The 24,915-nt window shown below is 60.6% G+C and carries 25 protein-coding genes and 1 other annotated feature; of the genes, 13 read left to right on the forward strand and 12 right to left on the reverse strand.

Annotated features, from left to right (window positions below; translation table 11 throughout):
- The first annotated feature begins 57 nt into the window (after window positions 1–57).
- Complete coding sequence (locus tag H7C18_RS21750; protein WP_185131219.1) at window positions 58–444, forward strand: helix-turn-helix domain-containing protein; 387 nt, start codon at window positions 58–60, stop codon at window positions 442–444.
- A 167-nt stretch (window positions 445–611) separates the two neighbouring features.
- Here H7C18_RS21750 and H7C18_RS21755 read toward each other — a convergent pair whose 3' ends face one another.
- The 4 genes from H7C18_RS21755 to H7C18_RS21770 form a co-directional block, all read right to left on the reverse strand.
- Window positions 612–1,739 carry a GerAB/ArcD/ProY family transporter gene (locus H7C18_RS21755; protein WP_185131220.1) on the reverse strand — a complete coding sequence of 376 codons (1,128 nt, stop codon included), beginning with the start codon at window positions 1,737–1,739 and terminating at the stop codon, window positions 612–614.
- A 75-nt stretch (window positions 1,740–1,814) separates the two neighbouring features.
- Window positions 1,815–2,027, reverse strand: coding sequence for a hypothetical protein (locus H7C18_RS21760; RefSeq protein ID WP_185131221.1), 213 nt, complete (start codon window positions 2,025–2,027; stop codon window positions 1,815–1,817).
- A 16-nt stretch (window positions 2,028–2,043) separates the two neighbouring features.
- Window positions 2,044–3,228, reverse strand: a complete 1,185-nt coding sequence (locus tag H7C18_RS21765) for a Ger(x)C family spore germination protein (RefSeq protein WP_185131222.1) — start codon at window positions 3,226–3,228, stop codon at window positions 2,044–2,046.
- Complete coding sequence (locus H7C18_RS21770) at window positions 3,218–4,750, reverse strand: spore germination protein (RefSeq protein WP_185131223.1); 1,533 nt, start codon at window positions 4,748–4,750, stop codon at window positions 3,218–3,220. Before H7C18_RS21770 ends, H7C18_RS21765 begins: the two co-directional genes overlap by 11 nt.
- A gap of 210 nt (window positions 4,751–4,960) precedes the next feature.
- On the opposite strand from H7C18_RS21770, the gene H7C18_RS21775 reads away from it, so the two are divergent.
- From H7C18_RS21775 to H7C18_RS21790, 4 genes are all read left to right on the forward strand, one after another.
- Complete coding sequence (locus tag H7C18_RS21775; protein WP_185131224.1) at window positions 4,961–5,605, forward strand: hypothetical protein; 645 nt, start codon at window positions 4,961–4,963, stop codon at window positions 5,603–5,605.
- A 22-nt stretch (window positions 5,606–5,627) separates the two neighbouring features.
- Window positions 5,628–6,248 (forward strand): TetR/AcrR family transcriptional regulator, encoded by a 621-nt coding sequence (locus H7C18_RS21780; protein WP_185131225.1) that lies wholly within the window; start codon window positions 5,628–5,630, stop codon window positions 6,246–6,248.
- A gap of 124 nt (window positions 6,249–6,372) precedes the next feature.
- Complete coding sequence (locus H7C18_RS21785) at window positions 6,373–7,875, forward strand: MDR family MFS transporter (protein WP_185131226.1); 1,503 nt, start codon at window positions 6,373–6,375, stop codon at window positions 7,873–7,875.
- A 127-nt stretch (window positions 7,876–8,002) separates the two neighbouring features.
- Window positions 8,003–8,830: a sugar phosphate isomerase/epimerase family protein gene (locus tag H7C18_RS21790; protein ID WP_185131227.1), complete on the forward strand. Its 828-nt coding sequence runs from the start codon at window positions 8,003–8,005 to the stop codon at window positions 8,828–8,830.
- 74 nt (window positions 8,831–8,904) lie between these two features.
- On the opposite strand, the gene H7C18_RS21795 is transcribed toward H7C18_RS21790, so the two are convergent.
- The gene (locus H7C18_RS21795) at window positions 8,905–9,177 is read right to left on the reverse strand and encodes a hypothetical protein (protein WP_185131228.1); all 273 of its coding nucleotides are present in this window, start codon (window positions 9,175–9,177) and stop codon (window positions 8,905–8,907) included.
- A 119-nt stretch (window positions 9,178–9,296) separates the two neighbouring features.
- Between H7C18_RS21795 and H7C18_RS21800 the strand changes: the two genes are divergently transcribed.
- The 5 genes from H7C18_RS21800 (at window position 9,297) to H7C18_RS21820 (ending at window position 15,986) form a co-directional block, all read left to right on the forward strand.
- The gene (locus H7C18_RS21800) at window positions 9,297–10,520 is read left to right on the forward strand and encodes a D-alanyl-D-alanine carboxypeptidase family protein (RefSeq protein WP_185131229.1); all 1,224 of its coding nucleotides are present in this window, start codon (window positions 9,297–9,299) and stop codon (window positions 10,518–10,520) included.
- 120 nt (window positions 10,521–10,640) lie between these two features.
- Window positions 10,641–11,444, forward strand: a complete 804-nt coding sequence (locus tag H7C18_RS21805; RefSeq protein ID WP_185131230.1) for a polysaccharide deacetylase family protein — start codon at window positions 10,641–10,643, stop codon at window positions 11,442–11,444.
- A gap of 69 nt (window positions 11,445–11,513) precedes the next feature.
- Window positions 11,514–11,759: a binding site (T-box leader), on the forward strand.
- A 60-nt stretch (window positions 11,760–11,819) separates the two neighbouring features.
- Window positions 11,820–13,004 carry a pyridoxal phosphate-dependent aminotransferase gene (locus H7C18_RS21810; protein WP_185131393.1) on the forward strand — a complete coding sequence of 395 codons (1,185 nt, stop codon included), beginning with the start codon at window positions 11,820–11,822 and terminating at the stop codon, window positions 13,002–13,004.
- A gap of 89 nt (window positions 13,005–13,093) precedes the next feature.
- A complete protein-coding gene (locus tag H7C18_RS21815; protein ID WP_238357869.1) occupies window positions 13,094–15,316 on the forward strand; it encodes a heavy metal translocating P-type ATPase in 2,223 nt (740 codons plus the stop codon).
- On the forward strand, window positions 15,300–15,986 hold the full coding sequence (locus tag H7C18_RS21820; protein WP_185131231.1) for a sulfite exporter TauE/SafE family protein: 687 nt from the start codon (window positions 15,300–15,302) through the stop codon (window positions 15,984–15,986). The genes H7C18_RS21815 and H7C18_RS21820 overlap by 17 nt, the downstream gene beginning before the upstream one ends.
- An 18-nt stretch (window positions 15,987–16,004) precedes the next feature.
- Here H7C18_RS21820 and H7C18_RS21825 read toward each other — a convergent pair whose 3' ends face one another.
- From H7C18_RS21825 to H7C18_RS21835, 3 genes are all read right to left on the reverse strand, one after another.
- Window positions 16,005–16,412 (reverse strand): FixH family protein, encoded by a 408-nt coding sequence (locus H7C18_RS21825; RefSeq protein WP_185131232.1) that lies wholly within the window; start codon window positions 16,410–16,412, stop codon window positions 16,005–16,007.
- A 154-nt stretch (window positions 16,413–16,566) separates the two neighbouring features.
- The gene (locus tag H7C18_RS21830; RefSeq protein ID WP_185131233.1) at window positions 16,567–16,953 is read right to left on the reverse strand and encodes a c-type cytochrome; all 387 of its coding nucleotides are present in this window, start codon (window positions 16,951–16,953) and stop codon (window positions 16,567–16,569) included.
- Between the two features lie 182 nt (window positions 16,954–17,135).
- Entirely contained in the window at window positions 17,136–17,510 is a 375-nt protein-coding gene (locus H7C18_RS21835) for a hypothetical protein (protein ID WP_238357870.1), read from the reverse strand.
- A gap of 97 nt (window positions 17,511–17,607) precedes the next feature.
- Here H7C18_RS21835 and H7C18_RS21840 point away from each other — a divergent pair, with 97 nt between their 5' ends.
- On the forward strand, window positions 17,608–18,189 hold the full coding sequence (locus H7C18_RS21840; RefSeq protein ID WP_185131234.1) for a P-loop nucleotide/nucleoside kinase family protein: 582 nt from the start codon (window positions 17,608–17,610) through the stop codon (window positions 18,187–18,189).
- Between the two features lie 112 nt (window positions 18,190–18,301).
- Here the strand turns inward: H7C18_RS21840 and H7C18_RS21845 are convergent, their stop codons facing one another.
- A complete protein-coding gene (locus H7C18_RS21845) occupies window positions 18,302–19,480 on the reverse strand; it encodes an MFS transporter (protein WP_185131235.1) in 1,179 nt (392 codons plus the stop codon).
- Between the two features lie 206 nt (window positions 19,481–19,686).
- On the opposite strand from H7C18_RS21845, the gene H7C18_RS21850 reads away from it, so the two are divergent.
- Together H7C18_RS21850 and H7C18_RS21855 are read left to right on the forward strand one after the other, a co-directional pair.
- On the forward strand, window positions 19,687–20,643 hold the full coding sequence (locus H7C18_RS21850) for a M15 family metallopeptidase (protein ID WP_202887234.1): 957 nt from the start codon (window positions 19,687–19,689) through the stop codon (window positions 20,641–20,643).
- A gap of 78 nt (window positions 20,644–20,721) precedes the next feature.
- Window positions 20,722–21,654 (forward strand): manganese-dependent inorganic pyrophosphatase, encoded by a 933-nt coding sequence (locus H7C18_RS21855; RefSeq protein ID WP_185131236.1) that lies wholly within the window; start codon window positions 20,722–20,724, stop codon window positions 21,652–21,654.
- 689 nt (window positions 21,655–22,343) lie between these two features.
- Here the strand turns inward: H7C18_RS21855 and H7C18_RS21860 are convergent.
- The 3 genes from H7C18_RS21860 to H7C18_RS21870 all read right to left on the reverse strand — a co-directional run bounded on the left by H7C18_RS21860 (window position 22,344) and on the right by H7C18_RS21870 (window position 24,907).
- On the reverse strand, window positions 22,344–23,585 hold the full coding sequence (locus H7C18_RS21860; protein ID WP_202887236.1) for an RNA polymerase sigma factor: 1,242 nt from the start codon (window positions 23,583–23,585) through the stop codon (window positions 22,344–22,346).
- Complete coding sequence (locus tag H7C18_RS21865; RefSeq protein ID WP_185131237.1) at window positions 23,582–23,929, reverse strand: YciI family protein; 348 nt, start codon at window positions 23,927–23,929, stop codon at window positions 23,582–23,584. The genes H7C18_RS21860 and H7C18_RS21865 overlap by 4 nt, the downstream gene beginning before the upstream one ends.
- Before the next feature lie 126 nt (window positions 23,930–24,055).
- Window positions 24,056–24,907, reverse strand: coding sequence for a helix-turn-helix transcriptional regulator (locus H7C18_RS21870; RefSeq protein ID WP_185131238.1), 852 nt, complete (start codon window positions 24,905–24,907; stop codon window positions 24,056–24,058).
- Between the last annotated feature and the right edge of the window lie 8 nt (window positions 24,908–24,915).

Here is a 24,915-nt window from a genome sequence, read left to right on the forward strand (position 1 = left end):
TTGCCCACAGCATACCGCGAAACCTGGCATTCGAGAGAGCGAATTTCGTTCGTTTGATTGGCGAAAACGGTCTTTGACCGCAGCCGGCCGCCGCATCTTGATGCGGCGGCCGGCTTGATCGCCGAGATGCGGCGGCTGCTGTCGGGAATATTGGCCGATTCCTCCCGCCATGTCAGCCTGGAACAACTTGGCGAGCTCTTTCACATGCATCCGACCTATATCAGCAACCGATTCAAAAAGACGTTCGACATCACGTCGATTCAGCTGCAAAAACGGTTGGCGCTAGACAAGGCGAAGAAGCTTCTCAAAGCCGGCAGCCGCACCGTCGGGGAAGTCGGGGGGCTGGTCGGATATAAGGATCTCGACGATTTTTCGCGTTTTTTCAAAAAACAAACGGGCTGTCGCCTCAGCATTACCGGAACCGTTACGCAAGTGATGCTGTGAAAAGATAAGCGAATGCGGGGTTTCGACCGAGCGAAATTCGAGCGGAACCTGACCGACAAAACGCTGAGCGCGGATTCCGATCATGATCATGTTCCGTTCCTGCAGCGGTTCTTTATTTCCGGCATCATGCCCTGATCCGTCAAAGAATCTTCCCCGTGCGTATTTTCCTATCGGAACCGTCCGTTAGGGTTGCCGGCCGACATGCCCTCGTTCCGCGAGGAAACGTCCCGAAGCTTGGCCACCGCATAGTATAACGCGGGAACCAGCTGTACGCCAAGGATGAAGACGACCATTCCGGTAGAGAAGAGGAATTGCTGGAATTCGGAAGGATGGCGCAGGAATTGCATGGAAAACGTGTAGATGGCCGTCGCGAGCAAGATGACGATGGAACGGCGATTCCGGTAGCCGATCAGGGACGAGAGCAGCTTCGACGCCACGAACAGCAGAAGCGACGTCTTGATCAGAAGCGAAGCCGACCAGATACCGATCAGGAACGGGTCCAAATTCTCGACGATATCGCCGACCGAGACGAAGCGGATTACGTCGACGATCGGGAACCGGAGATGCGAGGCGAACGCCGGGCCGAACAGCAGCAGGGTGATCAGCCAGTAAAGAAAGATAACCGCAAACGAGAAAATCTGAGCGATGAAAAAAGAGCGGATCAAAGACGGCGCTTCTTTGAAGTAGTGGGCGAAGAGCAGATAAACGGTAATTTCGCCGAACCAGCCTTCGACGAACAATGTGGATTTGGCGGTAAACCACGGATTCCAGTGGGTGACCATCGCGAGGCACATATTCATGTTCAAGTCATGGAAAATGAAAGGGAGGATGAGCAAGGTCGCGCCGAAGATAATCGGGAACAAGCCGTCCGCCAAATAGACGACCGATCGGAAAGGCGATTGGGCGACCAGGCAGATGCAGATCAGAAGCATGGCGAGCATGACGCTGTCCGGCGTATCCGGCAAGTAGACGGAGACGAATAAGTCGGTATAATTGGCGATGTTTAACGTGCACATCGTCATGCAGTGAAGCAGCAGAACGACCTGAACGGCCTTATGCGGGACAGAGCCGAGAATGAGCTTCCCGTAGCGGGTCCACGGAACGCCCGGAAATGCGGCCGACAGCCGGACGGCGAACCAGCACAGACCGACGCTGATTCCTACCGATAGGACGAGGCCCATCCAGCCTTGATATTTGCCGAGCCGGATGAGCGGGTTCATCATGAACGCGAGCGGGGCCGCGATCTGATAGATAATCATAAGGCGAATAAGCTGACCGCTTGAATGTTTGTCCATAACGGCTCCTTAAACGGAGAATCCGGCGCGATTTTCGGAAAGGCTTCGTTCTAGACGCTGTGAACGGCCGGCCCTTTAATGCGAGAATAGGCCGCCGACCGTATGCTTCAGCCAGACGAACGGGTAATACAGGAACGGCAGCCAGTCGTACCGCATCAGCACCCATTCGTAAATTGCGACGCCCGCCGCCACAAAGATGAACGGCGCTCTGCCGGACCGCCGCTCCTGCCGGGACCGGCCGATCCATTCGCTGGCCGCAATGGCGGCCAATCCTAGCAAGAGGATCACGAGGCTCCGCCTCCGCTTATTTGTCTTCGAACAACGGTTTCGTCTCGTCGTTGTACTTCATGATTTGAATGTTCGCCGCGATCTCGAACCGGATATCGTCCCGATAGGCGTCCGGCCAACGGCCTTCGAGACGGTTCCAAATCCGCGGATAGCGCCATTCCAGCCTGGAACCCGTCTGCAGGACATCCGCCCGGACCGATTGCGACTTGCGAAGCGCCGATCGAAGATCGGACTCGACTTCTTCCGCGAGCCTTCTCTCCAACAAGTGATAGTCGGACGGCATGTCCAGTTCCTGCGTGCCGTTGACCTCATCCAGGCTGGCTTTCGCGCTTAGGCTGACGCGCATGACGACGTCGCCGCCGCGGACGAACGGCCGGATTCTCGATTTCAGGTGCCGCAAGGTGACGGCTACGTTTCCTTTCTCGCCTGACGACACGACGTAGCTCGGCGATTGAAGCGAACCTTTCACCCAGGCAATCGCCATCGCTTCCCGCCGGTTCAGCTCCCCGACGAGCCGGTGGCCTTGAAAAAGCGCGGCGCCGTCCGTGCCGATCCAGGTGCTCATGCGGTTGTTCTCGCTTACCATCGGGGCTTGCCCGACGGTAAGCATGGTGGCGACCGAGCCTTGCTTGGCCGTCGCGGCGACGAGGACATCCTTGAACCGGGTATTGAACAAAGTGTGCCGGTTGGCGAACTCCCGCAACACTTCGGAAGGAACCTGCTCGAAGACGGGCGTCAGCTTGATGATATCCTTGGCTTCGCCGGGAGCGACGAACACGAAGCACTTGAGCGGGAAACTGGGAAATCGGGTTCCCCATTCGAGCAGCTCCCGAATGCCGCTCTCCGCGTATTTCCGCCCGACGACGACAACCCTCGTCTGTCCGAAGGTCATTTTGCGGGACAAGTCGGTTTGAATCCTCTTGAACGCTTCCTGCAGCGTCTGCGCGGACTTGGTCACCGCAGCGAACGGCTGCCCCTTGGAGGCGGCGTTCTGGGTCGGTCCTCCCGTCACTCCCAGCCTGTTGGGAAGAGGCGCCAGAACGGTCATCTCGACGCCGCCCGCTCCGTCCGCATCGATGAAGACGCCCGTAATAAAGCTCCGGTTGTTGATCTCCATTTTCGACCAGCATCCGGACAAGAGCGGCAGCATCGCGACAATCAGCAAAGCGAAGCCTGTCCTGCGCAGCCGATCACGGATCATCGGAAACCTCTTGCCTTCGCTTTGCTTCGCTCCCGTACGAGTCCGGCCGGCGGTTCATGAGCGACCAGCGGGTGCGGATCAGCACGTCCTTCCAGTCCTTGAGCACGAAAGGTGCGATCGGATGCATGAACGGAACGCCGAACGACTTCAGCATCGTCATGTGCCAGAACATGACGAACAGGCCGAGGATGATGCCGAACAGGCCGAAAGTTCCGCCCAGCAGGAGCAGCGGGAAGCGGAGCAGCCGGAACGCCAGCCCCAGCTCGAAGTGGGGAATGACGAACGAAGCGATCCCGGTGATGGAGACGACAATGACCGTCGGCGCCGAGACGATGCCCGCCTGGACCGTCGCCTGACCGATGACGATCGCCCCGATGATCGATACCGTCTGACCGAGCGGCCGCGGAATGCGGATGCCGGCCTCGCGCAGCGCCTCGAACGTCATCTCCATGATCAGCACCTCCACCATCAGAGGAAACGGAACGTTCTCCCGGGCGGCGCTGATCGTTACGAGCAGGGTGGCGGGGATCATCTCCGGGTGGAACGTCGTGATCGCCAGATAGAAGGAAGGGACCAGGAACGAAGCGATGGCGAAGAAGTACCGGACCCAGCGAATCCATGTGGCGGAAATATAGTTCTGGAAATAGTCTTCCGGAGATTGCATCTGGCTGAAAAACGTGACCGGCGCGAGAAGCGCTTGGGGCGTTCCGTCGACCATGATGCCGATTCGTCCTTCCAGGATCGAAGCCGCCAGCGTGTCCGGCCGTTCGGTGTACTGGATGGTCGGAAAAGGGGAGAAAGGCTGCCCGTTCATCAGCTCGGCAATATAGCTGACGCCGATCACGCTGTCCGTCCGGATCGAATCAAGCTCCCTCATGACAGTGTCCAGCACTTCCGTGTCGACAAGCCTATGGATGTACACGACATAAATGGACGTTTGCGTATATTCCCCGATTTCGAACTTCAGCGTTTTGAAGTCGGGATGCTTGAGCTTGTGCCGGATGAGGGATAAATTCGTCTGAATGTTCTCGACGAACGCTTCTTGGGGACCGATGATCACCATTTCGTTCGTCGCTTCGGGAACGGAGCGTCCCTTGTAGCTGGTGATCGGGAACAGGAACGCCGGCCACCGGTCGTCGACGACGAGGGCGGCGTTGCCGTCCAGCACGAGCCGTACCGCTTCCTCCGGACCGGAAGCCGCCGTCGCCTGGATCGGAATGACGGCTCCGTCGGCGATGCGGCGGATCAGTTCTCTTTCCCCGTCGCGGAGACAATCCTCGAGCAGCGGCCGAACGATGAAGTCTTGAATCCGCTTCGTGTCCGTAATCGACTCGATGAAGATCAGATGGCAGACGACGCCCGATTCCAGCGCGATTCGCTGCACGTTGACGTCATCGCACGAGTGAAGCCGCTGCCGGATTTGCTCCACGGGGGATCCGGACGGTTTCGACGGCGGACCGCCGCGGCCGCCGGAGTGCGCCGAACCGCGCGACGGTTTGGGATGAAACCATTTTTTGAACATGCGGCGCCCCCCTCTGAGAACGGATGACGCTATTGTGCCCAACCGTTCACTCGATATCCAGCGATTGGCATTGCAGAGGGGAGGGCTCCAACCTTCGTCCTGACGGCCCGATACCGCGGACATTGCGGGCGCCCGGCCGCAAAATCGAATGTTGCCGCTTTCGTAGTCGGTGCCGCTAATGGTATGATGGATGAAAGGATGGTGCCATACATGACGACGACGCAAGAAAACGAGACGAACCGCGAGAACGATCAAAAATTGCTGGAATTGGTCCGACAGATCTATCAACATAGCCTTCAACTGCTGAACGCCGTATTCGAAGAAGAGGAAGTGGACGGCCAGGTCGCCAATCACGAAGTGTACGGGCCCCTGTTCACGTTCCGGGTGAAGAACAAGGAAGGAGAAGGGTACGCCTGCGGATTCTTCCTGCGCGAATTGCTGCAAGGCTTCCAGCAGAACAAAAATCCGGCGCTGTGGCTGTCCTCCTTCTTCGTCGATCTGATGAAGACGCCGGGAGGGGCGCTGCTGCCCAAGCCGCCCCAATCCGAGGACGAAGCCAAAGCGATCATGGACGGCAAGGTGATCCCGCACTGTATCTCGGCGGTCAAGGAAGAGTTCGCGCCGGAGGAAGTGTACGCGGGCCTGGATTTGCACCAGGAGCACGGCCCCGTGCTGGAAGCCGGGTTCCCGAAGTACAAGGACGGGAACAATGTCTGCGCGATGCCGCTGCACCTGCTGCTGGCCCACTATCTTCTGAACCGGGACCCGGCGGATCTGTTGATCCAAGGGCTGTATCGCATTCTCGACGAGCAGAACGGCAAGAGCGGGCAAGAAGCATCGCAGCCGGAAGGTTGATTCATTGCTGGGGGATGGGCGAATGACCGATCACGATGACAAGGAGCTCTCGACCAAAGAGATTATCTTGAACACCGCGTTGCGGATCATTCAGCAGGAAGGTCTGGAGAGCGTGACGCTGCGCAAAATCGCTTCTTCGGCAAACGTTAATTTGGCTTTGGTCAATTATTATTTCGGCTCGAAGGACAATTTGATCAGCGAAGCGCTGAAATTGATGTTCGACTCGAAGGTGCTCGCGCTGGACATCCTGGACGACCGCTCCGTGGATCCGATCACCCGTTATCGCCGATACATGCTGCATTGCGCCAAAATGCTGCAGGAGCAGCCCGACCTTCTTCGGCAGATGCTCGGCAACGGCAATATCAAGTTCGATACGGCCCATGAATACGTCGGCTATCTCAAAAAGCTCGGGGCGAGCAAGATCATTTCGGTTCTTCGCGAAATTACCGGGGAGGAAGATTCGGAAGTGCTGGCGTCGATGATGATGCAGATCCACGCCGCCTGTTTTTTTCCGACCTTCCTGATGAGACATCGCAAGTTCATTTTCGGAGAGCAGCAATCGCTGCCGATCGAACGACAGATCGACCTGCTGTTCGACCATTATTTCAGCCGCTATAAGCAATCGCCGACGCAGGACCGCTGACGGTCGCCCTTTCCCTCGAAAAATGGGCGTTGACAGGACAGCGGTCCTGTTTTATTCTTTCGTTAAACAATGTTTTAAACGTTGTTTAATCTTATGAGGCGACTCAAAGAAACGGAGTGCTGGCATGTCTCAATCCCCAACCGCACCGCAATCGGGAGCGGCGGACGCGTTCTCGATCCGGAGCATAATCGCTCCGCTGCTCGCCGTCATCGTCGGCATGATCATGGTCATTCTCGACAGCACCGTCGTCAATGTCGCGATCCCGAAGCTGGTCGATTATTTCCATACCGACCTGAAGACCGTGCAGTGGACGGTGACCGGCTACACGCTGGCTCTGTCCGCCGTCATTCCGCTCGCCGGCTGGATGACCGACCGATTCGGCTCGAAGCAAATTTTCCTTATCACCATCGCGCTATTTACGATCGGCTCGGTTCTTTGCTCGTTCGCGCAGACGCCGGAGCAGCTCATCCTGTTCCGGGTCATCCAGGGTCTCGGCGGCGGCATGGTGTCGCCGATCGGCTTCGCGATGGTGTTCAAGCTGGCGCCGCCTAACAAGCGCGGCTCGATCATGGGCATGCTCGGCGTGCCGATGCTGCTGGCGCCGGCGCTCGGGCCGGTGCTCTCCGGCTGGCTCGTCGAATACGTGTCCTGGCACTGGATCTTTCTGATCAATCTTCCGATCGGAATCATCGCTCTGCTGCTGGGCTTCCGGTTCCTGCCCCGCTCGGAACGCCAGCCGTCCACCCATCTGGACTACATCGGCATGATTCTCGCGCCGATCGCATTCGCCATGCTCGCCTACGGCGTGAGCGAAGGGGGTACGAGCTGGACTTCCGCCGAGACGCTGACCGGTTTGTGCGTCGGCGGCGGCGCCTTGATCTTGTTCATCTTCGTGGAACTGCTGCAGAAGCAACCTCTGCTGGAGCTTAGGGTATTTCGCTCCTCGGACTTCACGCGCGGCATCTTGCTGGCCTGGATCGCCGTCATCGCCTTGTTCGGCGCGATTCTGCTCATCCCGTTGTATCTGCAGAACGTCATGGGCTACACGCCGCTGAAGACGGGCTTGATCCTGCTGCCGCAGGCGCTCGCCTCCGCGGTCGGCATGCCGCTCAGCGGCCGGCTGTTCGACAAGTTCGGCGCCCGCCCGCTGGCGATGGCCGGACTCGCTCTGATCTCGGCCGCGCTGTTCGTGCTCTCGCAGATCACGCAGGACACCGGGCTCGGCACGATCATCACGGCGCTCGTCATGATGGGCTTCGGCATGGGCCTGACGATGATGCCGCTCAACACTCATGTCTTGAATTCCGCGCCGCGCCAATGGGTTACCCGCGTCACGCCGCTGACGACGGCGGCCCAGCAAGTGGTCGTCTCGTTCGCGGTCGCCGGCTTGACCGGCTACCTGACCTCGCGCATTCAAGACCATGCCGCGAAGCTGGGCGCGCAAGGTCCGTCCGCAGCCGCCAGCACGGCCGGATTCGGCGATACGTTCTTCCTCGCCGCCTGCATCGCCGTTGCCGGCCTGCTGCTCAGCCTCGCGCTGCGGAAGCCGAAGGCACGTCCGGTATCCGGCGAGCCCGACGCCGCCGCGGAACCGAAGCCCGATCCCGCCATGATGGCGGGACACTGACCGGATTGCTGACAGAAGCGTCTTCCCGGAACGGGGAAGGCGCTTCTTCCGGTTTTCAGAGACGTTTCGCTTCGTTATAATAGGTTGGAAAGCGCGATCATATTCGGTTCCGAGAGAGAGGGATAAGATGTCGTATTTGTCCGTAAGCACGTGGAGCTTGCACCGGCATTTGGGGCCGATGCGCCTGACGGAATGGGACGGGAACGAGCGGACGCACCGGGTTCGCGAAGTGCCGCAGCCGCAGCTGCTGACGCTGCTGGAGCTGCCGGCGGAAGCGGCGAAGAGAGGGTACCGGGCGCTCGAAATTTGCCATTTCCATTTCCCGTCCGTGGATGAAGCTTATTTGCTGCAGCTCAAGGATGCCTGCGCGAAAGCGGGCGTATCGTTCGACACGCTGCTGCTCGATTACGGGGATTTGACGTCGCCGGACTCTGCCCGGAGAGAGGCCGATTTGGCGCTGATGAAGCGGTGGATCGACGCGGCGGCGACCGCCGGAGCGGATCGCGTGCGCATCGTGGCGGGCGAAGCCGAGCCCGGCGACGAAGACGCGATCGGGCTGTCCGCCCGGCTGCTGAACGAGCTCGGGCGGTATGCCGAGGAGCGGGGCGTCCGCATCGTCACCGAGAATTTCAAGAGCCTGACGTCGACAGGCGCGAGCTGTTCCCGGCTGCTGGAACGGCTGGACGACCGCATCGGCATGATTACCGACTTCGGCAATTTCAAGCCTCCGGCCAAGTATGACGAGTTCGGCCTGATCCTGCCGCGCAGCCTATCCGTTCACGCCAAGCCTTTCTACGACGAGGGCGGCATTCCGGACGCCGAGGAGCTGCGGCGATGTCTGAACTGCGTCGAGGCGGCGGGCTACGACGGCGCGGTCGTGCTCATTTACGACGGGCCGGGCGACATGTGGGAAGGGCTGGACCGGGTCAAAGCGCTGGTCGAGCCGAGTTTATAGCGCCGCAAGCGGAACGAGACCGCGAGAGAGCAGGGAGACGGTCGGCCTGAAGGCTGAACGTCTCCCTCTTTGCATTAGGCCCGATCGGAGCCCGAGGTCAGCCGCTGATACTTTTGCTCGCGGACTTCCCACATCATGCCGGTGAACATGGCGCCGATCGTCGGGAAGAAGACGAGGCGGGCAAGCAGATAAGTATAGGATACGGTGCCGTTGGACACGACATCGAGCACGGTGAACAGCAGCGTAAGGCCGACTCCGATGAGAAGCAGGCCGTAGCGCATCATATAAGATTTCTTGCCGATAGTCCGCCGTTTCTCCCATTTGCGGACGAACGAGGAAGCTTTCAAGACGGGGACCTTCCCCTTTCCTTTATGATTTTTAACTTTTTTCAGCGTTCATGGCCGTTCGATTTATACTATAATACATGTGGGAGCAAGCGCAACATGCGAGAATCGGACGGTGAAATATGAGAAAAAAAAGCTGGGGCCTACTCGCCCTCGCCGCCGGCCTGCTTCTGGGCGGCTTCCTGCCTCGAGCGGATGCCGAGACGACGGAGCCGGCCGGGACGCCGCCGGCCGTAGAAGAGCCCGAAGTCGTCTCCGAAGCGGCGACGCTGATCGACTCGGAGACCGGGACGGTACTCTATGCCAAAAATGCGGACGAGCAGCTTTATCCGGCCAGCATCACGAAGATCGTTACCGGCATCATCGCGCTGGAGAATACGAAGCCGGACGAAATCGTAACCGTCTCCAAAGAAGCGAGAAACGAGGACGGCACGCGAATTTACTTGGAGGAAGGCGAGCAATTGCCGATGGGCAAGCTGCTGTACGGCATGCTGATGAACTCCGGCAACGATGCGGCGACCGCCGTCGCGGAGCATATCGACGGCAGCAAAGAGAAGTTCGCCGAGCGGATGAACCAGTTCGTGCAGGACAAGATCGGCACGACCTCGACCCACTTCGTGAATCCGTCGGGCCTGCCGGATCCGGCGCAGGTCACGACCGCGGCGGACATGGCGAAGATTGCCAGCTACGCGATGAAGAACGAGACGTTCCGCAAGATCGTCTCGACGAAGACGATGCCATGGGACGGCCAGGTGTGGAAGTCCGAGCTGGTCAACCACAATCGGATGCTGTGGGATTACGAAGGCGCCAACGGGGTGAAGAACGGGTACACGACCGAGGCGGGCAACACGCTGGTGACGTCGGCCGTTCGCGACGGAATGGAACTGATCGTCGTCGTGCTTCAGGCGCCCGGCAATCAGCAGGCTTACGACGATACGAGAAAGCTGCTCGATTACGGATTCGCGGCGTTCGCGAAGCAGACGGTCATCTCTGCCGGCCAGACGTTCGAGGTGCAGGATGGAGCGGAACCCGTGCAGTGGCAGGCCGATCAGGCGCTGACCGCTGTCGTCCGCAAGGATGAAACGCCCGAGGCGACGGTCCGCCCGGACGGACAGGTGACGCTGCGGACGAAGTTCGGCGATCAGCCGATCGGCCGATTGACCGCGAAGGTCGAACAGAAGACGGCGAAGGATGTTCACGCGTCATCCGTCGGGTCGCAACTGGATTCGACCTCGGACAGCGGCGGCTCGACCATGCAGAAGGTCGTTTGGTACGTCTGGCTGTTCCAACTGCTTCTGTTCGCCTTGTGGTTCCGGCTGAAGCTCAAGCGGCGCCGCAGATATTGACAGGCAAAGCGCTCCAACGGTTGATTTCTCGGCCGTTGGAGCGCTTTTTCGCGAAATTCCGCTTAAACCGGATCGATGTGAACCATACTACTTCCAGATTACAGGAAGGAGGCGCGGCCGATGGGCAAGGGGAAACGGCTTGGGCTGGCGGCAATGAGCCTGCTCTGTCTGCTGACCGAGAGCGGCTTCGCTCCGAAGCAGCCGGTTCATACCAGAGAGTATTACGAATCGCGCGGAGAGATCGTATGGGAAGTGCCGATGGACGAAAAGCTGATCGCGCTGACGTTCGACGACGGGCCGGACGCGAAGACGACGGCGCAAATCTTGGATTTGCTGGCACAGTATCATGCGAAGGCTACGTTTTTTGTGGTGGGAAGGCGGGCCGAGCGGTTCCCGGATGTGGTGAAACGCGAGGCTGAAGAAGGGCATGAGATCGCCAATCATACATACAGCCATATGTATTTACGCAACCATGTCCGCTCTGCCGAGATCGTCCGGGAGCTGGATCAGACCGACCAGGTTCTGTCGGGGCTTACGGGACAGCACTGCCTCTGGTTCCGGCCGCCGGGCGGGTTCTACAATGAATCGGTCGTTCGCATCGCGAAAGAAAAGGGCTACACCGTCGTGCTCTGGTCCTGGCACCAGGATACGCGGGACTGGATCTCCCCGGGCGTCGCGAAGATCGTCCGCAAGGTGCTGACGAACGCGCGCAACGGCGACATCGTCCTGCTCCACGATCATGTCGAAGGCTCGACCCAAACCGTGCGGGCGCTGGCGCAAATCCTGCCGGAGCTTAGCCGGCGCGGGTATCGAATGGTGACGGTATCGGAGTTGATCCAGCACAAGAAGTCCCATTCGGTCAAGCTGGCCCCGACCCCCGAACGGGTGCCCGTCGAACAAGGAAACGCGGGCATCCAGCCTTGAAGCAGCCGAATTGCCCCTTGCGCGATCGCCGGGGGAGGTTTATAATCCAATTAATTTCATATGCGTACGACAAATTCCATGACGAGGATGAAGTACGCTGTCCGTGCGTTCCGCCAGAGAGTCGGGGTAGCTGAGAACCGACGAACGGCACGGCAGCCGAAAGCCCCCTCCGAGAAGCGGGCCGAAATTCAGTAAGCCCCGCCGCATTTCCAGCGTTAACGGGAACGCGTATTGTTGGATACGTGTATGAGAGCCGTCTTCCGCAGCGAAGACGGAACTAGGGTGGTAACACGGGTATCAAGACTCGTCCCTTTAGGGGACGGGTCTTTTTTGCGTTCGTGGCCGCCGATTCGAAGGAGAGGATCGCAAGTGACGATGGACATGGTGAGCATGACGAACGAGGTAGAAAAGAGGCTGTCGAGAGCGGTGCGGGAGATGCGGCCTTCGGGCATCCGCAAGTTTTTCGATCTGGCAAGCGGGAAAAAAGACGTCATCTCGCTGGGCGTAGGAGAGCCGGATTTCGCGACGCCGAGCCGGGTGCGGGACGCTTGCGTTCGCGCGCTGGAGGCCGGCCGGACGTCGTATACGTCCAACGCCGGCATGCCTGAGCTGCGAGAGGAGATTGCGGGCTACCTGGAGCGAAGCTTCGGCGTTCGCTACGATCCCGCCGGCGAGGTGCTCGTCACGACCGGCAGCAGCGAGGGGATCGATCTGGCGCTGCGGGCGCTGGTCGAAGAAGGCGACGAGATCCTCGTGCCGTCCCCAAGCTACATTTCGTATTCGCCGATCGCTTCGCTCGGCGGCGGCAAGCCGGTCGAGGTCGAGACTCGGGCGGAAGACGGCTTCAAGCTGACGGCGGAAGCTTTGGAGAGAAAACTTACGCCCCGGTCGAAGGTGCTTGTACTCTGTTATCCGAACAATCCGACCGGCGCCATTATGACGAGGGAAGACTGGCTGCCGATCGCCCGCATCGCGATAGATCGCAACCTGATCGTCATCTCCGACGAGATTTATGCGGAGATGACGTACGGCAGTCGCCACGACAGCATTGCCGCGCTGCCGGGCATGAAGGAGCGGACGCTGCTTGTGAGCGGCTTCTCCAAGGCGTTCGCCATGACCGGCTGGCGGGTCGGTTATGCGTGCGGGCAGGGCGCTCTTATCGCCGCGCTGCTCAAAATCCATCAGTACACGATCATGTGCGCGCCGACCATCGGGCAGATCGCGGCGATCGAGTCGCTGCGGCACGCGATGGACGAGAAGGACGAGATGATCGCCTCCTACGACCGGCGCCGCAAGCTGACGATCGAAGCGTTCCGCGCCATGGGGCTTCCTTGCCGGGAGCCGCTCGGCTCCTTCTACGTTTTTCCTCGTATCGCGGATACCGGCCTGGACTCGGAGACGTTCGCCGCCCGCCTGTTAAACGAAGCCGGCGTCGTCGCCGTTCCCGGCAACGCGTTCGGAAGCAGCGGGGAAGGCCATATCCGCTGCTGCTACGCCACGTCGCCGGACCGGCTGCAGGAGGCGCTGGATCGCATCGGCAAGTTCCTGAGCCGTATTTGACCCCGGTCCCGCCGCGTATGCGGCGGTAGACATGCCGGCTTCTCGCGCTCATATACTGTAGGGATAACGATCGCGAGGAGCCTGGAGCCATGATGGAAACCGTTCGGCTGCAAATTACCGGCATGACTTGCGCGGCTTGCTCCGCGCGCATCGAACGCACCGTAGCCAAGCTGCCCGGCGTGGCGAGGGTGACGGTCAGCCTGCCGTACGCGCAGGCACAGGTGGAGCTCGATCCGCGGATCGTCCAGACCCGGCAGGTGATCGGCCGCATCCGCGATATCGGCTACGGAGCCAAGGACGAGCCGGAAGACGCGGCTTCGTTCAATCGCCGCGAGAGCCGCGGCTATTTCAGCCGTTTCGTGCTGTCCGCGCTGCTCTCGCTGCCGCTGTTCTGGGCGATGCTTACTCATCTTCCCTATGGGTGGGGCGTTCCGGCGCCGGACTGGATTCATTCGCCCTGGCTGCAATTGGCGGCCGCCACCGTGCTCCAATTCTATGTCGGTTATCCGTTTTACCGGGGCGCCTACCATGCGGTCAAGTCCGGAGCGGCCAATATGGACGTTCTGGTCGCGCTCAGCACGTCGCTCGCCTATTTTTACAGCCATCATCTGCTTTTCGCGTCGCTCGGCCATTCCGGTCACGAGTCGCACGTCCATCTTTATTTCGATACGATCGGGATGATTCTGACCGCCGTCCTGCTCGGCAAATGGCTCGAAACCATGGCGAAGGGCAGGGCGCTGGCGGCCATGTCCGGGCTGCAGCGTCTTCAGCCCCGCATGATTCGCGTATGGCGCGGCGGGGAGGAAACGTGGATTCCGCTCGAGGAATTAAGGGTCGGCGATACGGCGGTCGTGCTGCCGAAGGAACGGGTGTCCGCCGACGGCGTGGTTCTGGACGGACGAACGGAAGTCGACGAATCATTCCTGACCGGCGAAGGGCGTCTCGCGGCGCGTGCGAAGGGAGACCGCGTATACGGCGGCTCCTACAATCTCGGCGGCTCCATCCGGGTACGCGTAACGGCGAAGGCGGCCGACTCTCGTCTGGCCGGGATGATCCGGCTGGTCGAGCAGGCGCAGCACGCCAAGCCGGCGATCCAGCGCCGCGTGGACCGGATCTCGGCGCTGCTCGTGCCGCTGATGATCGGCTGCGCGGCGGCTACATACGCGCTTTGGGCGTGGCGATTCGCGCCGGGCGATTACGGCCAGGCGACGCGCTATGCCATGGCGGTGCTGCTTGTCTCCTGCCCGTGCGCGCTCGGGCTTGCTGCGCCGATCTCGATTCTGATCGCGTCGGCCGTCTCCGCGCGCCGAGGCATTCTGTTCAAGGAAGGCCGGTTTATCGAAGGGCTTCCTCGGATCGACCGCTTTCTGCTCGACAAAACCGGGACGCTGACCGAGGGCAAGCCGAGCTTGCAGGCGATCGAGACGGCCGGTCTGCCGGAAAATTACGCGCTCCGCTGGGCCGCCGCGCTGGAAAAGAAGTCCGAGCATCCGCTCGCCAAAGCGATCGTCGCCGCCGCCGGGAAGCGGGGGCTGATCGTGCCCGAAGCGGCGGATACCGTCGAGCGAATCGGGCAGGGAGTCGCGGGAACGGTGGAAGGAAGGCGGATCGCCCTCGGCAGCGCGGCTTGGCTTCGGTCGGCCGGTGTGCGGCCGGGTCCCTGGGAGCGGCGAGCGGAGACCGCGGACGGCCGTACGCGCCTGCAGTTGGCGCGGGACGGCTTCTGGATCGGCGAGCTTGTATTGGAAGATCGGCTGAAGCCCGAATCGGCGCGCGCGGTCGGACGGCTTCGGACATACGGGGACGTGATGATGGTTACCGGGGACGAAGGGGGAGCGGCCGCCCGAACGGCGGCGGCGGCCGGCATCGGGATCGTACGGGCGAACCTGATGCCCGAGCAGAAGCTGGAGCTTGTGCGCAGCCTTCAGGCGGAAGGGCGCAAGGTGGCGATGATCGGCGACGGAGTCAACGACGCCGCCGCGCTGGCCGCGGCGGACGTCGGGCTCGTGATGGATTCGGGGACGGACGCGGCGATGCAGGCGGGCGACGTCATTCTGACGGACGGGCGTTTGACGCGCGCGGCCGAAGCCGTTGCGCTCAGCCGCGCGACGATGCGCAACATCCGCCAGAATCTCGGGTTCTCGTTCCTCTACAACGCCGTCTCGATCCCGCTCGCCGCAGCCGGGCTGCTTGACCCGAAGGCCGCCTGTCTGCTCATGGCGCTCAGCTCGCTGCTCGTCGTCGGCAATTCGCTGCGGCTTATGGGCCAACTCGGCGGAAGGAAGGAGCCGTCCGATGACGCTGTCTCCTGACTCGCTCCTGTTGGCGGCGTTGGCCGGGCTCGCCGGCGCTCCTCACTGCATCGTCATGTGCGGCGGCATCGTGTCGTCGTTCGCGCTGCAGGAACCGGCGGCGCCGCACAAGCCGGTGCTTGCCTATACCGCCGGCAAGAACGTCACGTACGCGCTGGTCGGCGGCTTCATGGGCGGCGTCGGCTCATTCCTCAACTATGCGGGCGGACTGGTCGGGTTGCAGGGCATCGCCTGCTTCGTCGGCGGGATGTTCCTGCTGATGTGGGCGCTGGGGAAATATACGCTGCCGACCCAGCGCTTGAGCCCGCTGCGCATCCCCTGGGTGGAGAAGCGCTTGTCCGGCTTGCGCCGGCGCCACGAGCGGACGGCGATGTTCGCGACGGGACTGGCGCTCGGCTTCATTCCGTGCGGCCTGACGTACGCCATGCAGATGCAGGCAGCCTCCAGCGGTTCGTGGCTGAGCGGTTTTTTGCTGCTGCTTGTGTTCGGTATCTGTACGGTGCCCGCCCTCATACTCGTCGGGGTGTTCGCCGGACGGCTCGGCAAAAGCTGGCGGCGCGGACTGCGCCGCGCCAGCTTCGTCCTTGCGGTGACGATGGGGGTGCTGTCGATCATGAAAGGATTGAGCGCCAACGGCATCGTCCCGTCGATTCACCCATGGCTCTGGTGAAGCGGTAAAGTCTACGCATCAAACGACTTTGAACAGGTGAGCGACGACGCTTTTGTGTCCGTTCTCCGAAAGCGTCAGCTTCGCCTGCCACTTGCCCCGCATGGTCGGAACGCCCACTGCCCGATATACGCCGGGCGAGGTTTCCGTGATCGTCGCCTCATATTCGCCGCAGAACATGTTCGGCATCGACAGAATGATGTTCATTTTGGCGCCGGATACCGGCTTGCCGGCTTTGTCGTTCACCGACACCGTGAACGACGTCTCTTCCATGACTTTGGCCGCGTCGGAAGAATCCGCGATCTGGACGCGAAGGCCGTCTCCCTCGAACGCCGTCATGCCGTAAGCGGCTTGCGGCCGATTGAACAGCCAGAGTACGATCGCGAACAGGGCCAGCGCCGCTCCGATCCAGGCCAGCCGTTTTTTCATGCGCCGCACCTTCTCTCCCTAGATGTGCCTCCATCATCAGCCTATTCGGAAACCCTTGTATCTCATGACGAATCGCGCGGCGGCTTCGAGCCCGAAAAAGAAAAGCCGCTCCGGGTCCGAACGGACCGCGGAAGCGGCAATGGGCGGGATTTCGTTACTTCTTGGCGGAAAGCCAAGCGGTGAGCGTATTGACCTGGTCGTCCGTCAGCGTGCCCTTGAAGCCGGGCATGCCGCCTCCGCCGTTCTCGATCTGCGTGCGAATCTGGTCCGCGGTCATGGCCGATCCGACCTTGGTCAGATTCGGACCGATCTGCCCCTGCAGCTGATCCCCGTGGCAGGACAGGCAGCTGCTCTTGTAAATGGCCGTCGCGGCCGCTTCGTCCACCGTCGTCGCGGGCGCGGCGGAAGGAGAAGCGGATGCCGACGAACTCGACGGGGGCGGCTCGGCCGGACTTTCATCCTGCTGAAGCGACACCATCATCATGACGGCGGCATACGCGCAGCAAGCGGTAATAAGGACGGGCAGCAACCATTTGCGCATAGACGAATTTCCTCCTTCGGCTCGGGCGGGGTCCTTCCCCATAGCATTTCCCATTTTTCTATTTCTTTCGCATTTCCTCATTTTAACATGAGATTCGGCCGCCCGTCATGATCCGAAAGGGGAATCCGGGGCACTCCAAGGAAGCGTGTTCACCGAATTGCCATCAATTGGGCCGATTCGTGTCATTCCGGAATCTGGCAAGCGGACGCAGATTGGGATAGCATAAAAGAGGAGAGATTCGCGGCGTCTTCCCCATCCAGCAGACGGAAACGCCGGAGTTGGTCGTATTGTCCTTCGTCCAGCAGAATGCTTCGCTGCTTCTCCCCGATCAAGTCGAAATGGGGAAATTCGCCGCGGCGATGGATATAGTCCGGGTTCAAGCCGTGCTTCCGGCACCAGCGGACAAGCCGGTTCAAGTCGGCGCAGCCGACCTTGGTCACCGTCGTCATGCCGGGAAAGCGAGGGTCGAGCCAATAGTGAGTCAGATAGCTCAATCGGCCGTTCGCGACCGATCGTTTCCAGCGTTCGAGTTCTTTTCTTGTAATGCCGAAGGCCATTCGTTCCGACTTCCTTTATCGATTGTTGAGAATGGCTCTATTGTAGCGGATTTCTAGGATAGATGCGATCATTCGGGAAAAAGACGGGGGCGTTCGAATGGGGAAGATGATTTTTTTCGTAGGCGGCGCGGGAGCGGGCAAAACGACGCTGGCCAAACAAATTGCCGCGCGGCGCAGTGCGGCGTTCCTCGACATGGACACGCTGCTTCGGCCGGCGGCGGAAGCGCTTATGCGCGCAGCCGGGCTCGACCCGCTCGACCGCGATTCCGCCGACTACAAACGGCTGTGCCGGGATCTCGGCTACCGGATCACAATGGATGCGGCGCTGGAGAACGTATCGCTGGGCACGGACGTCTGCATCGTCGGTCCGTTCACCCGCGAGATCGCCGACCCGGATTGGATAGCCGGGGAGCTGGGGCGGGGCGGCAACGCGATCGGACAAGAGAACGTAAAGGCGATTCGCGTCTATTTGGCGGACGAGACGCTGTACCGCGCGCGGATCGAGCAGAGAGGATCCGGTCTCGACCGTTGGAAGCTGGATCACTGGGAGACGTTCCGGAAAGGGCTCGCGCCGACGCCCATCGCCTGGCCGCTCCCGGACGGGAACATCCTCGATTTCGACAACTCGCTTCCACTAACCGAACAACGATTGAATGAAGTTATACGGTGGATCGATTAAAGGTTAATGCCATTAATTCATGGCATTAAATAGGTGGAATCCGGGTTCGCGAGAGGACGGGCGCGTTGACCGGATTCCGTTTTTATTGCGGGAAACCGTGGCGTTCGCTCGATTAAGCCGATTTCTTCTCGGCACTCCTCTTCGGAGCGACAACGCCGCTTGCGATAAAGATGGCGAGCGACGCGGCTAAGCATCCCGCCGACAGCAAGGCGACGGCGCCGAAGCCGCGGAAATGGGCGAACAGCAGGCCTGCTGCCCAGGAGCCGAGCGTGATGGCCGCGTACATCGTCGCCTGCGCCGAGCTGGTGATGGTGCCGCGAATGTCCGGATGGAGCGAGATGAGCGACTCCATGATCGGCGGCGCGATCAGATAGAACAGGAAGGAGATCAGCAAATAAACGAGCGCGATGGCCGTCACGGAAGGAAGGCTCGGCAGCAAGACAAAAAGAAAGGCGAGCAGCAAACCGCCAAACGTCAACGTTCGGACGCGGGGAAAGGCGCAAAAGACGGAAGCGCTGCTCAGGCTTCCGACGAGCGTCCCGATTCCGAGGAAGATCATCAGGTTGCCGACTTGATCGAGCGAGAGCGAGAAGCGTTCGGTCAGCCACTTCCCGACGAAGGAAAACGAAGCGAAGTTACCGACTTGCAGCAAGAAATAGGCGAGATAGGCGGCTCTCGCGCTCCCGCTGCGGATGAGCGGGCCGTACCGTCTCCAAACGGAAGACGAAGCCGGCTGCGGTGCGCGAGGCTTCATCGCCGGCAGGATCAGAGGAATCGAGAGGGCGAGAACGAGCGAGAATCCGCCGACTGCAAAGAAGGAATGGGACCAATGGCCGGTGGCGAGACGGCTGCCGATCGGCACGCCCAGCACTTGGGCGGCGGCGAGCCCCGCAAACGCGATGCCAAGCGCCCGGGCCGCCCTCGGTCCGGGAAAAAGCGTCGGGATGGCGGCCCACACCTGAGGAGCGGTAAACGAAGCGCAGACGCCGGCCAGGAAGCGAAAGAGGAACATGGACCAGAAGCCGGAGGCAAACCCGCAGGCGAACGTAGCGACGGAGAAGCCGAGCATCCCGGCCAGCATCACCCGCTTCCGGTCCCGTCCGTCCGACAGCGGTCCCGCAACCAAAGCGAAGAGGGCGTAGCCCAATGCATAGGAACCCATCATCCAGCCTGAGAATCGGGTCGGGACGCCGAATAAGCTTTGGAGCGTCGGCAGCAGCGGCGAGATGAGAAAGGCGTCCGTTCCAATGGCGAACATGATCAGAAACAGAAGCGCGACAACTTTTTGCATAGGGTGAACGATCTCCTTCGAACACGGATTTTGGAAAAGGCGCTTTCGGCCCCTTCTGTCCCTATGACGCGCGAGACGCCCTCGTTTCGACAGGCGCTCAAAAAACATTCGGAGTCACGCAAGAGAAGGGGAATGTCGAGAAACGGCGAAAAAAGAATAGGGAGAACCGAAGGCCGTACGCATCGGCGCGCAATGGGGGACGCGGAATGGAGAAAAAGGCGAAAAAGCGGCGAAAGTACGCGGGTATTGTCGGATTGTTAATGACATTAATTGTATCGAGCGCCTGTTCCGCCGCGTCCGGCCGGGAGAACGGGAACGAAGCAGGCTCTTCGGCCGAAGCAATCCCGGCACCAAGCGCAGCGGCCCGGCCGACGGCTTCCGGAAGCTTCGAGAGCGGAGGTCCTTCGATCCATTCGCCGAGACCGTCGGCAGAGGGCGCGTCCGAGGACGCAACGGAATCGCCGGAGCCAACGGGCGTTTACGCCGATATATCGGGTTCGAACGCGACGGATCCGCGCCGGGAGACGCCGATTCCCGCCCACAGGCGGAACGGGCTGCCCAAAGGGTTCGTGTATGCGGATGAAGCGATCCCCGGCTTGAAGCTCGATATTCGCTATTCGACCGACTACAATTTCGTCGGCAAGCCGATCGACGGCTATTTGGCCCCGCTGGCCATTCTGACGAAGGAGGCGGCGGAAGCCTTGAAGCAAGTGAACGAGGACTTGGGGAAGGACGGATATGCGCTCAAAATTTATGACGCGTACCGGCCGCGAAAAGCGGTCGCCGAATTTGTCGCTTGGGCCGCAGACGCCAAGGATACGAAGATGAAAGAGGATTTTTACCCGGACGTGAACAAGAAGGATGCGTTCAAGCTGGGCTACCTCGCTCATAAATCCGGCCATTCCCGAGGGAGCACCGTCGATTTGACGATCGTCGACAAGGCAACGGGGGAGGACGTGGACATGGGGAGTCCATACGACCTGTTCAGTCCGATCTCTTCCCACGGCACGGAACAGATTACGAAGGAGCAATCGGCCAACCGGAACCGGCTCAAGACGGCCATGGAGAAGCGCGGATTTCTATCCCTGAATAAGGAATGGTGGCATTATACGCTGAAGAAGGAGCCTTTTCCGGACACCTATTTCGACTTCGACATTGAATAGAACGCCCGATTTCGCTTGCTTGTCTTCCGAAGGCTAAGGTATAATTTTAACGCCAAATGAAAAAGAAGGAGTATGAACATGGGAAAAGTACTGATTTTCGGCCATAAAAATCCGGACACGGATACGATCTGCTCCGCGATCGCCTACGCAGACCTGAAGACGAAGCTCGGCCAAGAGGTCGAAGCCGTCCGCCTCGGCGCAGTCAACGCCGAAACCCAATTCGCGCTCGACAAGTTCGGCGCCGCCGCTCCCCGTCTCGTCGAGACGGTCGCGAACGAAGCGAAGGAAGTCATTCTCGTCGACCATAACGAACGCCAGCAAAGCGCCGGCGACATCGATCAAGTTCGCGTCATCGAAGTCATCGACCACCATCGGATCGCCAACTTCGAGACGAGCGGCCCGCTTTACTATCGCGCGGAGCCGGTCGGCTGCACCGCAACGATCCTGAAAAAGCTGTATAAAGAGAACGGCGTCGACATTTCCAAGGAGATCGCCGGCCTGATGCTGTCCGCCATCATCTCCGACTCCCTGCTGTTCAAATCGCCGACCTGCACGCCGGAAGACGTAGCCGCTGCGCGCGAGCTGGCCCAGATCGCCGGCGTCGATGCCGACAGCTACGGTCTGGACATGCTCAAAGCCGGCGCCAATCTGCTGGACAAGTCGATCGACGAGCTGATCAAGCTGGACGCCAAGGAATTCTCGATGGGCAGCGCCAAAGTCGAGATCGCCCAAGTCAACGCGGTCGACGTAAACGACGTGTTGTCCCGCCAAGCCGAGCTGGAAGACAAGCTGAGCGCCATCGTCGCTTCCAAAGGCCTCGACCTGTTCCTGTTCGTCGTGACGGACATCCTGAACAACGACTCCGTCGGCATTGCCCTTGGCAAGGCCGCAAACGTCGTCGAACAAGCCTACAACGTCAAGCTGGAGAACAATAAAGCGCTGCTCAAAGGCGTCGTCTCCCGCAAGGCGCAGATCGTTCCGGTTCTGACCGATACGTTCAACAAGCAATAAGATCGCTCTCTACTAAAAAAGCGAAAGCCAGGCGGGTCCTGCGCTTTCGCTTTTTTTGCGTCTTCTGGCGTCGAAATCCCGCTCGCTCAGGTTCAGTGCTTCGTTGTAGCTGCATTTTTCCGTTTCCGTCGAAATCCCGCTCGTACAGGCTCAGTGTCTCGTTGTTGCTTGCATTTTTTCGTTTCCGTCGAAATCCCGCTTGTTCAGGACCCGCTAACAGTTGGGTTGGCATTTTTCCTTGTCCTTAAGCCGGAAGAAGAGTTGTTTATCATAGAAGCCAGTTTCTGGGATCTTGTAGTGGTCGCTCAGTCGGAGGAGCACGGTTTTTTCCTGATCGAAGGGGATTTCGAAGCGATAGGTGACAAACGAGGGTGACGCATACATGGTTGAGACGCCGCGGAAAGTTGAGTCTTCTGAGCAAATGGGATAACGGCGTAAAGCCGATAAGACATAGCGGAAGTGAGACGAGAGGGGAAATCTCCTTACATTTGCCTCCTAGACGCTCCTTTTCAAGATTGGAGCGGAAAATCTCCCTTTCATGGCCTTTGAATGCTGAGAATGTACGCAAAGGGCCGAATTGTAGGGAGATTTTCCGTCCCGTGAACGAATATGGGGGAACCTCCGGCGAATGAAGGGAGGTTTTCCGGTTCGCGTCGCCGGTAGAGGCGACATGGAGAAACTGCTGAAGGTCAGAACCAATCTTCGCCAAGCTGACGGGATTGCCGGATGAGAAACTTTTTGACGGCGGGATCGGCGCAAAGTCCGATGGCGAGGCCGTATGCCTCTCTGGCTTCTTCAAGTCTGTTCGCTAGGCTCTGAAAATGTGCGGCGACCGCCCAGTAAGGCTGGTAGCTTTTAACGGAATCGGTTGGAATCTCTTCGAGCAGAGCGAGACCCGCCTCGGGGCCGCGGGCTTCGGCGACGGCTGCGGCGCGGCCGACCAACGTCCCGATTGTCGGCGCAAGATGCACCAGGCCTTCGTACAGAAGGGCGATCGCTTCCCATTCGGTGTCAAAGCCTTGAATCCGCTGAGCGTGAGCGGACTGAATGGCCGCTTCGAGCTGAAAGCGCCCGATCCGGCCGGCTTGCGCGGCGAGGCGCAGGTGTTGTTCCGCCTCCTCGATCAGAGGTCTCGACCAGAGAGCGGGATCTTGCTCGGAGAGCGGGACATATTCGCCCGACCGGTCTCGCCGCGCCGCGCGCCGGGCTTCGCAGTGAAGCAGGAGCGCCAGCAATCCGTGAGGTTCCGGTTCTTCGGGCAGCGACCGCGCGAGCAGCCGGGCCAGGCAGATCGCTTCCTCGGTCAACCCGTTGCGGCGAGGGTCGGCGCCGGCTGCATCGTCCCAGCCGCTGCCGTATGCGGCATAGATGGCCTCGAGCACGGGATCCAGGCGCTGCGGCAGCTCGTCGGCGCCTGGCATCTCGAACGTGAGGCGTTCGCCGCGGATTTTGGCCTTGGCCCGGGAGAGGCGCTGTCCCATCGCGGAAGGCTTGACGAGGAATGCGGACGCGATGCGCGCGGCATCGATGCCGAGCACGGTCTGCAGCATCAGCGGCGTATGGATGGCCGGGTCGATCGAGGGGTGGGCGCACAGGAACAGCATTTGAAGACGCTCGTCCGGGAACTCGAAGCCGGAGGAGACCGCTTGTTGCGCCTCCTCCGCCAATGCAAGCAGGGCGGGTGCGGCATCGGCGCGCACCCGCGCCCGGCGGTCGCCGTCGATGAGCCGCCGGCGGGCCGCCGTCAGCAGCCAGGCCTCGGGCTTGTTCGGCACCCCGGTGAGAGGCCATGTCTCCAGGGCGGAGACGAAGGCATCGGATAGCGCATCCTCGAACGCCGCCACGTCGCCCCGGCGAACGGCCAGAAAAGCGATCAGGCGACCGTAGCTATCCCGAGCCGCCTGTTCGATGGCGCGATGAACGTCTATCATTTGGTAGGCGGCAGATTCTGCCGAACCTCCACCGCGTCGGTCGGTCCGCGCGATGCCCACTCCAAGGCGGTATCCTGATCCGGCACGTCGATGACGAACAACCCGCCAAGCTGCTCTTTCGCCGAAGTGATCGGTCCATCCTGCACGAGCGTTTCTCCCTTGACGCGTTTCAGGCTCGCGGCCGTTTCCGGCGGATAAAGCCCTGCGCTGGCGACGACGATGCCGGCTTCGCGCAAGGCGCGCACATAGTGGGTCCATCCGGCCAGATAGGCCTCGCGTTGCTCGGGATCGGTGCGTCGGGCAAACTCCTCCGGGCTTTCATAAAACAGCAAAGTGTAGTGCATGTTGCCATCTCCTCTCGATTTTGGCGGAGGGCGTTGTTTTTCCGCTTACCCTCATGACGTTCCTACCGCATTCATTTCGACAAGCTGCATCAAAAAAATTCGCGGAACCGAGATCGAAGCCGGCGGCTACGATTCTCTGTCCCCGGCGTCGACCAGCCGCAGCACTTTGGCCGCGGTGGGCGAATCGGGCGCCGGCGTGTAAATGCTGCACCGCAAGTCGCTTTCCCCTTGAACCTGCAGAGACGCGAGGTGAAACTGCATCTTGCCCGCCTTGGAATGGCGGAACTCGATAAGAAGCTCGGGCGCCGAACTGACGCGGCTCTGCTCCCAAAGACGCCCGAAGTCGGGGTGAAGCTCCCGCATCTCGTCCAGGAAGCGATCGTACCATTCGTCCTCCACGTACTGGCCATAATACGCCCGGAAGATGGCCAGAAACCCGCCGACGAAATGCTCCCAATTGACGGCCAGCCGCCGAAGCTCCTTGCGCGTGAACAGCAGCCGAATCATGTTCCGTTCCTCCGCGGGCACCCGGTCGAAGTCGACGAACACCTGCGCCGCCGCTTCGTTCCAACCGACGATCTGGTATCTCCGGTCGGAGATGATGGTCGGACAGGAGCGCAATTCCCGTAAAATCAACTGCAGAGACGGACTGATCTGAAGCGGTTCCTCGCGAGCGATTGCCGCGCCGCTTCCCGTATCCATCGCCAGCGAGAATACATATTTTCGCTCGTCGACGGTAAGGCGCAGCGCGCTTGCCACGCTGTCCAGCACGGAGGCGGACACCTGGATGTCGCGGCCTTGTTCCAGCCACGTGTACCAGGTGGTGCTGACGCCGGCCAACTGCGCGATCTCCTCGCGGCGAAGGCCGGGCGTTCGCCGGCGGCCTCCGTCCGGCAAACCGGCATCGGCGGGGCGCAGCTTGGCGCGCTGGTTTTTGAGGAAGGCGGACAGCGCCTGCAGTCTCGCTTGGCGGTTCATGAAGCATG

It is taken from the genome of Cohnella zeiphila (assembly GCF_014212055.1).
GTDB lineage: Bacteria > Bacillota > Bacilli > Paenibacillales > Paenibacillaceae > Cohnella > Cohnella zeiphila.